Source organism: Hwanghaeella sp., from assembly GCF_965227365.1.
Lineage (GTDB): Bacteria > Pseudomonadota > Alphaproteobacteria > UBA8366 > Aestuariispiraceae > Hwanghaeella.
In genome coordinates this window covers 3,825,298-3,840,259 of the sequence record NZ_OZ245754.1, presented here as the reverse complement: position 1 = coordinate 3,840,259, position 14,962 = coordinate 3,825,298, and the positions used below count along the sequence as shown (strand labels likewise).

The 14,962-nt window shown below is 60.8% G+C and carries 11 protein-coding genes; 4 read left to right on the top strand and 7 right to left on the bottom strand.

Going from position 1 to position 14,962, the window contains the following annotated elements; genetic code table 11:
* The first annotated feature begins 203 nt into the window (after positions 1 to 203).
* Positions 204 to 1,049, top strand: a complete 846-nt coding sequence (locus ACQK2G_RS17575) for a branched-chain amino acid aminotransferase (RefSeq protein WP_425406339.1) — start codon at positions 204 to 206, stop codon at positions 1,047 to 1,049.
* A gap of 83 nt (positions 1,050 to 1,132) precedes the next feature.
* On the opposite strand, the gene ACQK2G_RS17570 is transcribed toward ACQK2G_RS17575, so the two are convergent.
* Positions 1,133 to 2,719: a lysine--tRNA ligase gene (locus tag ACQK2G_RS17570; protein WP_425406338.1), complete on the bottom strand. Its 1,587-nt coding sequence runs from the start codon at positions 2,717 to 2,719 to the stop codon at positions 1,133 to 1,135.
* A gap of 184 nt (positions 2,720 to 2,903) precedes the next feature.
* On the opposite strand from ACQK2G_RS17570, the gene ACQK2G_RS17565 reads away from it, so the two are divergent.
* Together ACQK2G_RS17565 and ACQK2G_RS17560 are read left to right on the top strand one after the other, a co-directional pair.
* Positions 2,904 to 3,458, top strand: a complete 555-nt coding sequence (locus ACQK2G_RS17565; protein ID WP_425406337.1) for a hypothetical protein — start codon at positions 2,904 to 2,906, stop codon at positions 3,456 to 3,458.
* A gap of 83 nt (positions 3,459 to 3,541) precedes the next feature.
* Positions 3,542 to 6,322, top strand: a complete 2,781-nt coding sequence (locus ACQK2G_RS17560) for an ATP-dependent DNA helicase (RefSeq protein ID WP_425406336.1) — start codon at positions 3,542 to 3,544, stop codon at positions 6,320 to 6,322.
* On the opposite strand, the gene ACQK2G_RS17555 is transcribed toward ACQK2G_RS17560, so the two are convergent.
* Entirely contained in the window at positions 6,296 to 7,243 is a 948-nt protein-coding gene (locus ACQK2G_RS17555) for an AEC family transporter (RefSeq protein WP_425406335.1), read from the bottom strand. The two genes, ACQK2G_RS17560 and ACQK2G_RS17555, sit on opposite strands and share 27 nt — an antisense overlap.
* 262 nt (positions 7,244 to 7,505) lie before the next feature.
* Here ACQK2G_RS17555 and ACQK2G_RS17550 point away from each other — a divergent pair, with 262 nt between their 5' ends.
* Positions 7,506 to 7,910 (top strand): tellurite resistance TerB family protein, encoded by a 405-nt coding sequence (locus ACQK2G_RS17550; protein ID WP_425406334.1) that lies wholly within the window; start codon positions 7,506 to 7,508, stop codon positions 7,908 to 7,910.
* A gap of 337 nt (positions 7,911 to 8,247) precedes the next feature.
* Here the strand turns inward: ACQK2G_RS17550 and ACQK2G_RS17545 are convergent, their stop codons facing one another.
* The 5 genes from ACQK2G_RS17545 to ACQK2G_RS17525 form a co-directional block, all read right to left on the bottom strand.
* Entirely contained in the window at positions 8,248 to 10,089 is a 1,842-nt protein-coding gene (locus tag ACQK2G_RS17545) for a cyclic nucleotide-binding domain-containing protein (protein WP_425406333.1), read from the bottom strand.
* Between the two features lie 151 nt (positions 10,090 to 10,240).
* Positions 10,241 to 12,142: a cyclic nucleotide-binding domain-containing protein gene (locus ACQK2G_RS17540; RefSeq protein ID WP_425406332.1), complete on the bottom strand. Its 1,902-nt coding sequence runs from the start codon at positions 12,140 to 12,142 to the stop codon at positions 10,241 to 10,243.
* Between the two features lie 163 nt (positions 12,143 to 12,305).
* Positions 12,306 to 13,277 carry a protein-methionine-sulfoxide reductase catalytic subunit MsrP gene (msrP, locus tag ACQK2G_RS17535; RefSeq protein ID WP_425406331.1) on the bottom strand — a complete coding sequence of 324 codons (972 nt, stop codon included), beginning with the start codon at positions 13,275 to 13,277 and terminating at the stop codon, positions 12,306 to 12,308.
* A 207-nt stretch (positions 13,278 to 13,484) separates the two neighbouring features.
* On the bottom strand, positions 13,485 to 13,952 hold the full coding sequence (locus tag ACQK2G_RS17530) for a Dps family protein (protein ID WP_425406330.1): 468 nt from the start codon (positions 13,950 to 13,952) through the stop codon (positions 13,485 to 13,487).
* A gap of 209 nt (positions 13,953 to 14,161) precedes the next feature.
* Positions 14,162 to 14,953 (bottom strand): 2-keto-4-pentenoate hydratase, encoded by a 792-nt coding sequence (locus ACQK2G_RS17525; protein ID WP_425406329.1) that lies wholly within the window; start codon positions 14,951 to 14,953, stop codon positions 14,162 to 14,164.
* Positions 14,954 to 14,962: the final 9 nt, after the last annotated feature.

The following is a 14,962-nucleotide window of genomic DNA, read 5'->3' as shown; positions in this document are numbered from 1 at the left end:
GTTTCCGGGACAAGGATCAAGGGCTTGTGATCGTTTGGGCGGATGTGAACGGAACAGGGCAGGGAAACCAGGCTTCCCGGTCCTTTTGCCGCGGCACTTGGGGTGTTTTCGGGCAGGGGGCGCGGCTTGACATCCCCTCTCTCCCGCGCGACCGTCGCGGCTTTCCAGCTATACAATTTTCCGGCGCAGGAGGCGCGAGAGACATGGCAGGTTTGACCTGGTTCGATGGGGAATGGATCGACGACAAGGCCCCGATGATTAGTGTGAACTCCCAGGGTGTCTGGTTGTCCTCCTTCATTTTCGACGGGGCTCGGTTCTTCGAAGGTGTCGCGCCCGACCTGGACCTGCATTGTGCCCGGGCGATCCGTTCCGCGAACAATCTGGGCTTGAAGGCAACGAAGACCATGGAAGAAATTATGGAAATCGCCTGGGAAGGGGTCGCAAAGTTTCCGTCGGACAGCGCCCTATATATCCGCCCGATGTTCTGGGCGGAGGAAGGCTGGGTCGCGCCGGATCCCGAAACGACCCGGTTTGCCCTGACCGTGACCGAAAACCCGATGCCGGGCGACGGCGGTTTCTCCGCCTGCATTTCCACGCGCCGCCGGCCGATGCCGGATGCGGCGCCGACGGATACCAAGTCCGCCGGACTGTATCCCAACGCCGGACGCGCCCTGCACGAAGCCCGTGCCAAGGGTTTCGACAATGCCGTCGTGCTTGACCCCATCGGGAATGTCGCCGAATTCGCCACCGCCAACCTGTTCATGGCCAAGAACGGCGTTGTTCGCACACCTGCCGTGAACGGCACTTTCCTGAACGGCGTCACGCGCCAGCGTGTCATCAAGCTGTTCCAGGAAAACGGCGTTGAAGTGCAGGAAGGCCGGGTTACGACCCAGGACCTCCAGGAAGCGGACGAGATCTTCAATACGGGGAACTGGGGCAAGGTCATGCCGGTCAATCGGTTCGAAGACCGTGACCTGCAGCCGGGCCCGATGTACCAGCGCGCCCGCGACCTGTACTGGGATTATTCCCACAAGCATGGCGGGCGCTGATTACGGTGACCGTTCTGATGCGAACGTGAAAAAGGCCGGCGCATTGCCGGCCTTTTTCTGTTCCCAACACCGATTGCCGATGGTCAGGCTGCGCTCAGGTCTTCGCCCGCCAGTACCTTTTCGATCAGCTTGCGGGTTTCACCAATGCCGTAGAGCGCGATGAAGGAGCCCATGCGCGGCCCCTGCTCCTGCCCCAAAAGCACTTCATAGAGCGCCTTGAACCAGTCCCGCAAATTCTCGAAATCGTGGTTCTTGCCGACGGCATAAACCAGATTCTGAATATCTTCCGCCGTGCTTTCCGCCGAGAGTTCGCCGAGTCCCTGATGCAGTTCCTGGATCGCGGCCCGTTCGTCCGCAGTTGGGGGCCGGTAATTCTTGTTCGGTTTTACGAAATCCTCGTAATACCGGATCGCGAACCCGACCAGCTTGTCCAGGAAAGATTCCGTTTCCGGCGATGCGTCAGGCACATAGCGCGTGATGAAACCCCACAGGATCGACTTGTCATGGCTGTTGCAAACGCTTGCGAGGTTCAGCAACAGGCCGAAGCTGAGCGGCGAGGCATGTTCGGGCGGATTGCCGCTGTGGATGTGCCAGACCGGATTTTCGATCTGTCGCGCGGGTTCCTCACTGCCATATTTCTCGATGAAGGTCAGGTAGTCGTCGACATGGCGCGGAATGACATCGAAGAAAAGGCGCTTCGCGGTTTTCGGCTTGTTGTACATGAACAAGGCTAGGCTCTCTTCCGGCGCATAGGTCAGCCATTCTTCCATCGACAGGCCGTTGCCTTTCGACTTCGAAATCTTCTGACCCTTCTCGTCCAGGAACAGTTCATAGTTGAAACCGTCCGGGGCGCGGCCGCCGAGGGCTTGGGTGATCTTGCCGGAAAGCTTCACTGAATCGATCAGATCCTTGCCGGCCATTTCGTAGTCGACATCCAGCGCAAACCAGCGCATCGCCCAGTCCGGCTTCCATTGCAGCTTGCACAGGCCGCCGGTGACCTTGGTTTCGATTTCCTTGCCGTCCTCCCGGCGGTACAGAATCGTGCCGGCCTCGGCGTCGGTCTCGATCACGGGAACCTGCAGCACATGCCGTGTTTCCGGGCAGATCGGCAGGAACGGGCTGTAGGTCTCGCGTCGCTCCTGACGCAGACTGGGCAGCATAATGGCCTGGACCTGCTCGTAATGGCGCAGCATGGTCAGCAGCGCCTCGTCAAACATGCCGCTTCTGTAGCATTCGGTCGAACTCTTGAATTCGAATTCGAACCCGAACTGGTTCAGGAATGCCTGCAGCCTGGCGTTGTTATGCGCGCCGAAGCTGTCATGGGTGCCGAACGGGTCCGGCACCTCTGTCAGCGGCTTGTGCAGATGCTTGGCCAGCATGTCCTTGTTGGGCACGTTGTCCGGCACCTTGCGCAGACCGTCCAGGTCGTCGGAAAAAGCGAACAGGCGGGTCGGCACGTCGCACATGGTTTCGAAGGCATGGCGCACCATGGTCGTGCGGGCCACTTCGCCGAAGGTTCCGATATGCGGCAGGCCCGACGGGCCGTAACCGGTTTCGAACAGGACATAGCCTTTTTTCGGCGCTTTACCCCCAATGCGTTTGACAAGCTTGCGGGCCTCTTCAAACGGCCAAGCTTTCGCATTCTGGGTAAGTTCGCTGTACTCCGACATGTCCTTTATTCCTTAGGTTTTCGAGCGGCCGGCGGCCGCTCCGATAAGGCGCGGAACCTAGGCGCGGGCGGCTTGCAGGTCAACTGGCGCGCGGCTTTCGGTGCATGGCGGCGATGCGATTTATGGCGTTGGTTGCAGAACTGCGATACTGTTTTCGGCAACAAGCTTATCGGGGAGTGCAAGTATGTTCGACGTGGATCGCTTTATCGAGGAATGCCGGGCGGCGGTGGCCGAGGACGACAGCCATAAGGCTGTTCGGGAAGTGACGGCCAGGGCGATGGCCGATCCGGCCGCGCTGTTGAAGGCCCTGGGCGAACCGACCGAAGGGAGCCTCCAGAAGCTTTATCATGGTGACGAGCTGACCATCCTGAACGTGATATGGCCGGCGGAGATCGTCCTCAGGCCGCATAACCACAACAATATCTGGGCCGTGATCGGCGTTTATGGCGGGCGCGAGGACAATATCTTCTGGCGCCGCAAGGGTGACCGAATAGAAGCGGCCGGCGCGGCGTCCCTGATGACCGGGGATGCCGCACCCCTGGGCAAGGACATCATCCATTCGGTCATTAACCCGACGGGCAAGCTGACCGCGGCTCTGCATATCTATGGCGGCGATTTCTTCAACGACGGGCGCAGCGAATGGAACCCGGAAGACCTCACCGAACGTCCTTTCGACTTCCAGGAAAGTCAGCGCCAATTCGAGGAAGCGAATGCGCGTTTCCGAAGCAAGGCCGCCTGATCCCGGGGCGCTCTTGCATCCTTTTACCGATGCCGGTTTGAAGACGTGTATGGTCGCGAATCCGCGGCTATGATCGCGGCGTCATGCCCGCTGATTCCGCCTCGTCCTTGAAAATGCCCTCCGCCCCGGTCCTCGCCGCGTCGCCGGTCGAGGCCGCATGGCTGACCGAGGACGGAGAATTGGAGACGGTCCGTCTGCTTGATCGACGCGCGCCGCAGGCGGTTGCGAAACTGATCCGCGAACGCCCGCCAATCCTGTGTCATGGCCCGTCTGTCGCGCGTCGGATCCGGATCGATCCCTTCCCGGCGTTCGACCTGCTGGAATTGTTCGCCTTCGTCTATCCGGCGCGTTTCTGCATTCCGACGCCGGCCGGGTTGGCGCAGGAACTGGGGCTGCCGCCGCCGGCGACGGTCGAAGACGCACCCGCTGTGCTGTACCGATGCCTGACCAGAATCCTGTCCGATCTGAAGGACAAGGTGCACGGCCCGGATGTCCCGCGTATTGCGATGGCGATGGCGCGTGCCGGATGGCCTTGGGGACCGTCCGTGCTGGCCGCGCTCGGGCAGGAACAGGATGACGGGCTGCGGGCGCCGACCTCTGGTCTGGATGTATGGAAGCGTCTGCCGGAATGGCGTGAACAGGCGCCGCCGCCGCCGCCCGGTGACAGGCCGGTGCAGCCGGACGAGGCGCGGTTCCGGCTGGCGAGCTTGCTGGGCGACGGGGCCGAGGAACGGCGGGCACAGTCGGACTATGCCTCGGCGGTCTGCCACGCCTTCGCGCCGCGCGACCATGAAGGCGCGCCGAATTTCGTGATGGCCGAGGCGGGAACGGGCGTCGGCAAGACCTTGGGCTATATCGCGCCGGCCAGCATTTGGGCGGAGAAGAACGAAGCCCCGATCTGGCTGTCTACATACACACGAAACCTGCAGCAGCAGATCGACGAGGAACTCTCCCGCCTGGTGCCGGACCCGCGGCTGAAGTCGGAAAGAGTCGTTATCCGCAAGGGACGAGAGAACTATATCTGCCTGCTGAACTATGAGGAGGCGGCGAGGACGGTCGCGGTGAACCGCGCCGGCGCAATCCCGTTGGGACTGATCGCCCGCTGGATCTCGGCGACCCGCGGCGGCGACATGACCGGCGGGGATTTTCCTTCCTGGCTCAGCGATATCCTCGGCATGCGCGCGACGCTCGGCCTGACGGACCGCCGCGGCGAATGCATCTATTCCGCCTGCAGCCACTTCTCCCGCTGTTTCATCGAACACGGAATCCGCCGCGCCCGGCGGGCCGACCTCGTGGTCGCGAACCACGCCTTGGTCATGGTGCAGGCGGCGCGCGGTGGCGTCGATCCTGCGGGCCGGGTGAATCGTTTTGTCTTCGACGAAGGTCATCATGTCTTCGATGCCGCGGACGGTGCCTTTTCCGCCCATCTGTCCGGCTTGGAGACGGCGGAGCTACGACGCTGGCTGCGCGGTGCCGAAACCCAGGGACGGGGCCGCGCGCGGGGCCTGAAGACACGGATCGAGGACCTGGCGACTGAAGGACCGGCGCGCGAGGCCTTGGATGATATCCTTGCCGCCGCCGCGTCTCTGCCCTCGGAGGGGTGGCGGCAGCGCGTGACCGAAGGCCGGCCGGCCGGCCCGGCGGAAGCGTTGCTGTCCCGTATCCGCCAACAAGTTTATGCCAGGGCGCGTGGGGCGGATGGGCCCTATGACCTGGAAGTCGAGACGGGCGGTCCCGTCCCCGGCCTGTTGGAAGCGGCCGGCGATCTGCACGAGGCATTGAACCGCATTCTGCTGCCGGCGAAACGGCTGGCCAAGGCGCTTGCGGCGCGAATGGACGAGGAATCCGAAGAACTCGACACAGCGACCCGCAGCCGGATCGAAGCGGCGGTGCGGTCGCTGGAGCATCGCTGTCTTGCCACGGTACAGGCCTGGATGGACATGCTGGTGGCGCTGGGTGAAGGCACGCCTGATGCCTTCGTCGACTGGTTCGCCGTCAGCCGCACGGACGGTCGGGATATCGATATCGGCATGTACCGCCACTGGGTCGATCCGATGATTCCGTTCTCGGATGTCGTGGCAAAGCCGGCGCACGGGGTGCTGATCACCTCGGCAACGTTGACCGATGGTTCCGGGGATGTCGACGCGGACTGGTACAGTGCGGAGGCGCGGACCGGCGCGGTCCATCTGGATTATCCGGCCATGCGGGTCCGTGTGTCGTCCCCCTTCGACTATCCGGAACAGACCCGTGTCCTGATCGTGAACGATGTTCGCAAGGACAGTCTGGAGCAGGTGGCGGGGGCGTATCGGGAGTTGTTCAGGGCCTCCGGCGGTGGGGCACTGGGACTGTTCACCGCGATCAGCCGGCTTCGTGCGGTTTACGATCGGATCGTCCAGCCGTTGGAAGAGGACGGTCTGCCGCTCTATGCTCAACATATAGACAACTTGAACCTGACCAGTTTGACGGAGATTTTCCGGTCGGAGGAGGATTCGAGTCTGCTGGGCACCGATGCGATGCGGGACGGGGTGGATGTGCCGGGACGGTCTCTTCGATTGCTCGTCTTCGACCGTGTTCCCTGGCCGCGACCGACCATCCTGCACAAGTCCCGGCGTGGCGTGTTCGGCGGCAAGAATTACGACGATGCAGTGACGCGCTTGCGCCTGAAACAGGCTTTCGGGCGGCTGGTGCGCCGGGCCGACGACCGTGGCGTGTTCGTCATGTTGGACTCGATGATGCCGACGCGGCTGCTCGGCGCTTTCCCGGATGGCGTGTCGGTCGAACGTGTCGGCTTGGCCGAAGCGGTCGCGGCGACACGCGCCTTCCTGGCCCCAAGCGACCTAAAGGAAAACCGCGAGCAATCCTGACACGGTGAGGCAGGAAAAGACCGTCGTTACCAGGACGATGGCCACGGAACGGGCCGCGAAAACGCCGTGGCGCTCGCTCAGCACGAAAACAAGGCTTCCCGTCGGCATCGCCGTCATCAGGACGGCCGTGGCGGTTTCCATCGGCGGCAGCGGGATCAGGAACAGGACGATCACCCAGGTCACCAGCGGCAGCAACAACAGTTTGACGAAGGTCACCCAGGCGACCTCGGCAGCCCCGGTGGTGATCCTCTGTCCGACCAGGAACAGACCGATGGCGAACAGCGCGCAGGGCCCCGCCGTCGTGCCCAGCAGGTCGACGACCGACCGGGCCGGTCCCGGCAGATCGAGGTTGAAAGCCGATAGGATGACGCCCGCCAATGCTGCCAGGACAAGGGGGCTTTTCAACACGCCTGTCAGGGTCACGAGGGCCATGGCCGCGACGCCTTTGTGGTCCGCCTTGTCCAGTTCCAGTAAGATCGAACCGATCGTCAGGAAGACAACTCCGTTCACCAAGGTCGCGATGATGGCGAGCAGAACGCCCGGCTCCCCATAGGCAAGCGCCATCATCGGGATGCCGATATAGCCGCTGTTGGTCAGAGTCGCCGACAGGGAGTGCAAGGAATGAGCGCCGAGACTGCCCGGGAACAGGATGGTCGCGCTGAGCATCGATATGCCGAAGATCGCCAGCTGTGCGCCGACAATTACGGATATGTAGTCGAGGTGATCCGCCAGCGAAAAGCCGGATGAGGTAATCGCGCCCAGGAACAGGGCCGGCATTGCGGCGTAGTAGGTGTATCCGTTGACCGCCGTGGCGGCGCCTTCCCCTAAAAGGCGGAAACGGCCGCAGATATAGCCGATCAGAATGATGGCAAATACCGGCAGGGAAACGTCCAGCATGGAGGGGTCGGCAACGGCGAGCATGCAGTTGCCATACTTGTTGTTACGGGCTTAGTCGAGCCGATTGTTGCCGTCCCGGGAGAACGCAGCGTGATAACGGCGGAATTCCTCCGCTCCGGAGCGGAAATCTCGGGGGTCCGATGGGCGCAACGCACCCGCATTCCCTTGACGATCGCCGGGTCCGTGACCATACCAGGGTGGTCGAACGTCAAATGAAGTCAGGGTAGGGCGGGCGTTTTCTGGTCGCCTCCATCCCATCCACACCTTTCGGAAGGACAATAAGCGAATGATCAGCAAGCATGCCGCCTTGATCTACACCATGGTTATCACCTCGGCGGCGGACCAGGAGATGACCGATGCGGAGTTGCAGACCATCGGTGACGTCGTGCGCCACCTTCCCGCGTTTCGAGGGTTCGACGAGCAGACATTGCCGGTCGTCGCCGCGGAATGCGCGGAAATGCTGGGTGAAGAAGACGGTTTGGAGACCGTCTTGAATCAGGTTCATGCCGCCTTGCCGGAATCCTTGCGTGAAACCGCTTACGCGCTGGCCGTTGATGTCGCCGCCGCCGATCTGCACGCGGCGCAGGAAGAACTGCGGATTCTCGAAATGCTGCGCTACCATCTGGAGATCGACCGGTTGACGGCCGCGGCGATCGAGCGCGGGGCGCGCGCGCGTTACAGCGTAGGCTGACCCGACAGGCGGCCGATAGGATCACATTTGCATCAAAAGCAAATGAAACTTTGGTAGAGCTTTTGTGTTAAGCCATGCGGTTTTCGCATAGCTGCGTTGTAATTCCGATGCTGGAAATTGAGTCTGCGGGAGCATACATAACACGTGCTTCAGTTGTTGCACTGCAACAACCCTCCGACGCTGGTTAATACACCAGCCCTCGGAATTTACGTCTCCCAGACGTGAAGCCTCCCTGTTCAACTTGCCGGTAAGACTTTGTCTTACCGGCGGTTTTTTTTATGGGCAGACGGTCCAGCGTTTGTGGGTCGGATCATTCACCTCGCAGCTGATGCAGCTGCTAATTGAGTTTTCGTATCGTTGTGCGAAGACGGCTGACATAGATGTCGATCAGGTGACGCAAGACGGGATCGCTTTCGCTGAGCGCATCGAGGCGCCTGCGAAAGGGCGGACTGCGGACGACCAGAAGATCCGTATCGGTCGCCGCGACGGCGCCGGCCGCACGGGGCAAATTATCGATCAGCGCCATTTCACCGAAAATCTCGCCCGGGCCCAGTGTTGCGATGGTCATCGCCTTGCCTTCGAAGTTGACGGTGATGTCGACCGAGCCCTTGCGGATCATGAAGGCTTCTTCGCCGCGGGTCCCTTCCTTGAAGATGACCGTGCCGGCTTTGACCCTGCGTTGCTTGTCGCCGGGCTTCGGCGTTGACGGCGACAGGGCCATGGACCTTCCCCCGCCAGGCCGCAGCGTTTCGATCTTGGCGGAGAATCCTTGCTTGATCTCCTCGGGCAGCGGTGCGGCGTCGATCTTGCTGATCAAGCGTTGTTGTATGGCCTCGGCTTCCTTCCTGGTCGCACCGGGCGGGGCCAGGTCGCCAAGAGAACGGATGTCCCGCATCACTTCCGCCAGTTTTTGAAGGATGCTTTGCGCACCGCGTTCTCCGACCTCATCAGTCGTGGAAACATCGGCGAGATAGCCGAGCTTCGCGGATTTCGCTGGAATGAGCTGCAGAAGGGTGTCAATGGCGTCTTCCACCCGCTGATTGCTGGGATCCGCTATCAGAACGCTGCGGGCTCGTTGCGTGATCGCCTCGCTCGTGGTCGCGCCGCCGGCGAGACCGTCATCCATCAACATCGACGACAACACATCCACCAGGGCGGATTTTTCCTGCTCGCCGCCTTCGCGTGTCAGCGGTTGGAGAGAGTTGAGCGCAAGGCTGATCCAACGGTTCAGGGAGGCCCGGCAAGCGGGGAAGGGATGGATCCGGAAAAGGCTGTGCAATCGGCCCTGCACCGGCGGCGCCATCGCCGAGGGGCTGGCGTTTCCGGAGACGAGGCCAGACACGACGGTCACGGCCGAGGCCAGGTCCGGCTGGTGACCCAGGATTGCCCGAACACCGTCGCTGCTGTCCAAAATCTCCGACAGCATTTCATCGAGCAGATCGTGGGCCGGGCCGCCAAGGGGCTGTTTCGGCGGAATCAGATCCAACAGTTTTTCTACCTTGGGGCCGGGTTCGCCTTCCTCCCGTGTCAAGGAGGCTAGGACGGCGACCGCCATGGCGTGACGCTGCTCTTCAGGCAAAGCCGAAACACCCGCCGCGAGCGCCTCAATCCCCTGTTCGGCCAGAACCGTCTTGAAGGCCGGCATTTTTTCGGCAAGTGCCCCAGCCATGCCTTTGACCTCTTCAAACAAGGCGTAGAGCTTGTCTGACCGAAGGCGCTGGGGAACATCGTACAGCTTCGCCTGCACCGAGGACGCCACGCCGATCGATTGCGACAGCATGGTTTCGTGTCGGGCGAGCAGAGCAAGCTGTCCGGAATCCGTCATCAGTTCCGAAATCGTCAGGCCTTCTTCATCGAGATAACCACGCAGAATGCGGCCTGCCGTCAGGCGGCCTTCCAGTTCGAATACCTGATCGACGGTTTCGCATAGCGGTGAGAAGTCGACTTGCAGCGCGGTAATCGGTTTGGACTTTTTCTTCGTGACCTTCTGCTCGAACACGGTCTTCTCGGCGCTGGTGCCGTCCGTCTTCGGCAGCGTCTCGATCACTCGTACGCCGTCGCATTGCCCTTCGTCCGCAAGGGCCTTGGCCCGCGCCAGCGCGAATTCCTTTTCGTCGGCGATTTCTCGGGTCTGCCAACGCCCGTCCAAATCCATTTGTACTTCGAAACTAGCGTTCATCAGCTACCGAACTTCCCCCATCCGGTGGGCCGGACACGACCGAACCGACCCCGCGCGGACCCCCTCCGCGACAAGGACAATAACCGAGTAGAAGACTGTCTGCATCTTTGTTGGAAACAGCTAAGCGAGGCACGAGCGGCGTTAGGCCCGCTCACTCGCCCATTCTACGCATTTCCTTCAGAACGGCATTCAGCAGGATCGCCATCATACGATCGTTGTCGGCGATACCTTTCAACCGCTTCGTGAAGGCGCTTTTGGGCACGACGACGACTTCCGTGTCCTTGGCGGCGATCGCGGTGGCTTTCCGTGTTGCTACACCCGCAAGACATAGTTCCCCCAGCACCTCAGATGGGCCCAGTGATCTCTCCAGTTCTTCCCCGGCAACCCCGGGATGGACGATCTTCACGAGGCCGGATCGAATGATATAGGCCTCCTTGGCGTCGTCATTCGGCGTGTAGATCACTTCGCCGGCTTTGAACGCGCGCAAGTTGGATTTCGGTTTTTGCTCCTCTGCCTTCGAAGCTTTCTGCTCCGGCGCGGCTGCGCCTTCTGTCTCGTTCTCCGCCTCTTGCGCCGTCGCAGCGGCTTTGCCTTGTTTGCCCGCGGTCAGCTTCAAGGACTTGATCCGCATTTCCAGACCCTGCAGGACCTCCGCCGGCAGGGTCGATGCACCGATCTTGCCGAGGACCAGGGTCCGCACCAGTTCCGCCTCTTCCTCATCCTTCGCGCTGGGTACGAAATCGCTCAGGCTGCGTAAGCTGTTCAGGGTCTTCGCGAGTTTCCGCAAAACCGTGACCGCGTTGCCCTGGTTTATGATAGAGCTGGCAGAGAGATCGAGCAGGAAGCCCAGCTTCGCAGAGGGTTCCTCGATCATATCCGCTAGGCGTTCGATTGCGGGTTCCAGCATCTGGTCATCGGAATTGGCGGCCAAGGCGCTGCGAGCCCTCTGGGTCAGGCATCGCGCGCTATGCACGCCGCCATAGACGCCTGCATTGCCGAGCATGCCGTCAAGCAGCCGGGCGAACGTCTTCCTTTCGGCGGGTTGCCCTTCCCGGGTCAACGGCGTCGTGGATTCCAACCCCTTCGCCACCCAGCGGTTCAAAGCCTGCTTGGACAGCTGAAATCTGTGCTTGGCCAGTTCCTCGCTGAGCTTGCTCAGGGCGCCGGACGCGCTTCTGTCGGGCTGCCATTTTCCTGATGCGATGGAGGCGGCGGTGGAGAGCGCCTCCCCCAAATCGGTTCGGCGGCCCAGAAGGACACGCAGGGTGTCCGTGCTGCTCAACATTTCGGCTACAACATTGTCGATCAGTTCGAGCGCTTCGTCCGAGGTCGCCGGATTCGGATCATCCAGGAAACCGAGCACGGACAAAACTTTCAAGGAAGGGTCGCCTTCCTCGCGCAACCGGTCTCCGATCAACGCCAGCATCGTGCCGCGGCGGGTTGGTTCCTCAAGCGCGTTCAAGGCCTCGATGGCAGCGTCCAGACCTGACGTTTCCCGGATCTCGATGAAAGGCTCAAGGCCCTCCGCAACCTCTTCGGCGAGCTTCCTGACATCCTTGAACAGGGAATCCAATTCTGCGATGCGGGCCTGCTGATCTTCGCCACGGGATTTTGCCTGGACGACCCCGGCGAAAGTGAAGGCCTGCTTCAACAGCGGCTTGTCGCTTGCGAGCATCATCAGGTTGCCGGGATCGGTGATAAGTTCGCAGGCGGTAATCAGTTTCCGCTCGAAATACTTGCTCATCACCTTCGAGATGGTGACCCGGGCGTCCAAACGGAAAATATCGCCCGCTTCCTCGCAATAGGCCGCTTCCTCAACCGATTGCGCGGCAATCGGTTTCTCCTTCTGCTCCGGTACGATCTGCTCGAAGATCGTTTTTTCTTTGATCGTATCGTTGGGGCGGCGGCGAATATGAACGACCCGGACGGCCTTCGATTCCTTGGAGTCGATCAGCGCGTTCGCACGCACCAAGGCGCTGGTCCGGCTTTGAAAGCTCTGAACCGCCCGCCAATCTTTTCCTTGGCGGGTCTGAACATCATAGCTGTATGACAAAGGCGACTCTCCCTGTCGCGCCACAATTTATTGGGATTCTAACAATTTACGCGGGGAGAGGGAAAGAACTTAGATGGCGTGCAAAATCAACCCCGTTCACACTGTATAACGGTGTTTTGTGCTGATTCTGGCGTTTATTTTCGGCGTAGTGGCCTGCGACGGGTTACATATACAGACGCTCGTTCTCCATGCCCTTGTAGAGATCCGCAACATAGTCGCCATAGCCGTTGAAAAGCAGGGTCGGCACCTTTTCGTTGGTGCCGAGGACCGTTTCATGGGCTTGGCTCCATCGCGGATGCGAGACTTCCGGATTGACGTTCGCCCAGAACCCATATTCAGACCCCTGGATTTCTTCCCAAAAACCAACCGGGCGTTGGTCCGTGAAGGTAAATCGAACGAGGGACTTGATGGATTTGAAACCGTATTTCCATGGGGTCACCAGGCGCAGCGGTGCCCCGTTCTGCTTCGCAATCGGCGCGCCGTAGAGGCCGGTGGCAATGAATGCCAGTTCGTTCGTTGCCTCCGCCATGGTCAATCCCTCGACATAGGGCCAAGGATACCAGCTGGAACGTAGGCCCGGCATGGTTTCTTCCTGAACCACAGTTTCCATGCGGATGAACTTGGCGCCGGACAGGGGCTTCGCATAGTCGACCAAGGCGGCGAGGGGAAAGCCGCTCCACGGAACGGTCATCGACCATGCCTCGACACAGCGGTGCCGGTAAAGACGCTCTTCCAGCGGCATGGCGCGGATCAGCGTATCGACATCGACCATCTGTTCCTTCTCGACCATACCGTCGATCAGGACGGTCCAGGGTCGGATCTCCAGTTTCTGGGCGAGTTGCGCGATCCCCTTATGAGTGCCGAATTCATAATAGTTGTTGTAGGTGAGCGCATATTTCGGCTCGGTGAGCATCCGGTCGATCTCATATTTGCCATTCAGTTTTACCGGATAGAGGTCGGCCGTCGGATCAACCTCCGTGGCCGCGTTTGAACGGCCGGCGAACAATGACCCGCCTGCAAGCAGAATGGATCCTGCCGCCAAACCTTTCGCCAATTGACGACGGTTCAGGAAGGTTGCTTCCGGCGTCGCCGTGCGTTCAGGCAATTCCCATCCACGACGCTTCTTGATCAGCATGTCTTCTTCCTCCCGGGGCCGTTTCGGCAATGGTTTGCGGCCGATCTGTCGGCCTCAACGCCATAGAACTTAGAGGGGCATTGCCCTCCGGCCCAGTCACAGAGGCGTGAGAGACCCGACCTGGGCACGAAAAAAACAGCCCCACCGGTATATCCCGACGGGGCTGTTTTGGCTTGTATCACCGCTTATCGGCTTCCGGCGGCCCGGTTACGCCAACATGCTGCGCAGCATCCAGGCGTTTTTCTCGTGCAACTGGATCCGCTGAGTAAGCAGGTCCGCGGTCGGCTCATCGCCGGCCTTTTCGGCGGCCGGGAAGACGGAGCGCGCGGTGCGGGCGATCGCTTCCTGACCTTCGACCAACTGGCGGATCATGTCCTCCGCGGCTGGCGTGCCGGTTTCTTCCGAAATTACCGTCAGTTCCGCGAATTGGGCGTAGCTGCCGGGGGCGGGTTCGCCCAAGGCCCGGATACGTTCCGCGATCTCATCAACGGCCGTCGCCAGTTCCGTGTACTGGCCTTCGAACATTGTGTGCAGCGTGTTGAACATCGGTCCGGTGACGTTCCAGTGGAAGTTATGCGTTTTCAGGTAAAGCGTGTAGCTGTCCGCCAGCAGGCGCGACAGGCCATCGGCAATCTCTTTTCGGTCGGCCTGGTTGATTCCGATGTTGATTTCCATCTGTGACCTCCTTTGGTTCCGTCAAATCGCGCGTGTTCCGTTTGACCAGATTCTTCCGGAAACACGATTTTAGAAATATTCTAATCAACAATACAGAGATAGGAAATGTATCGTAAAATGCAAGGAAATAGATTGCTGAGTTTGCAGCAAAAACGGGGCGAAATTCGCCCCGCTTTCATCAACGTCGGTACGGTGGAAAAGGTTGCCTGTTAATCCAGGAATTTCACCGAAACGGAGCCGAAAGGCCCGAAATCAGCAAGGACCGTGTCGCCCCGTCGAACCTGAAACACCTCGGTCGTCAGTCCCGTGCTCACCCATTGTCCCGCTTTCAGGCCGAGGCCGCGCCGGCTCATATGGTTGGCCAGCCAGGCAAGAACGTTCAGCGGGCTCCCCATGACGTTTCCACCGCTGCCCGCCGCTTTGTCCATACCGTTAACGGTGACCTTGACCGGGTGGCTCGACAACGCGTTCGGGTCGAAGTCTTGCGTTCCCTTGCCGTAAATGAAGGCGTGGTTCGCGCCGCCATCGGCGATCACGCGGTTCACGTGGTCTCCGAAATCCCCGGCCAGCCGCTTGTTCACGACTTCTATCGCCGGATGAACGCTGCCGACGGCGGCGGCCACTTCATCCGCTCCATAGGCGGCGCTGCGGGCCGGAAGATCGGCTTTCAGCATCAGGGCAAATTCCGCCTCAGGGATCCGCAGGGCATCGGCGGCGGTTTTCAATTCCGCCGAGCCTTCGAACGTCCTTTCCCTGAAGATCGGACCGGCGAACGGTTCGTTCGCGCCCAGCGCCGCTTGGGCGAGGGCGTTGGTCGCACCAACTTTCCAGCCGATGATCTCAAAACCGAGTTCCGAAGTAACCGCCTCCTGGAGTGTGTAGGCTTCCTCCGTATTCTGCGGGTCGGGCCGCGGCGGATCGTCCAGTCGAACATCGTTCAGCCGCGCATCGGCCAGAATTTTCGCGCTTGCACTCCAGTTCATGGGCACAGTCTCACTCACTATCGAAAT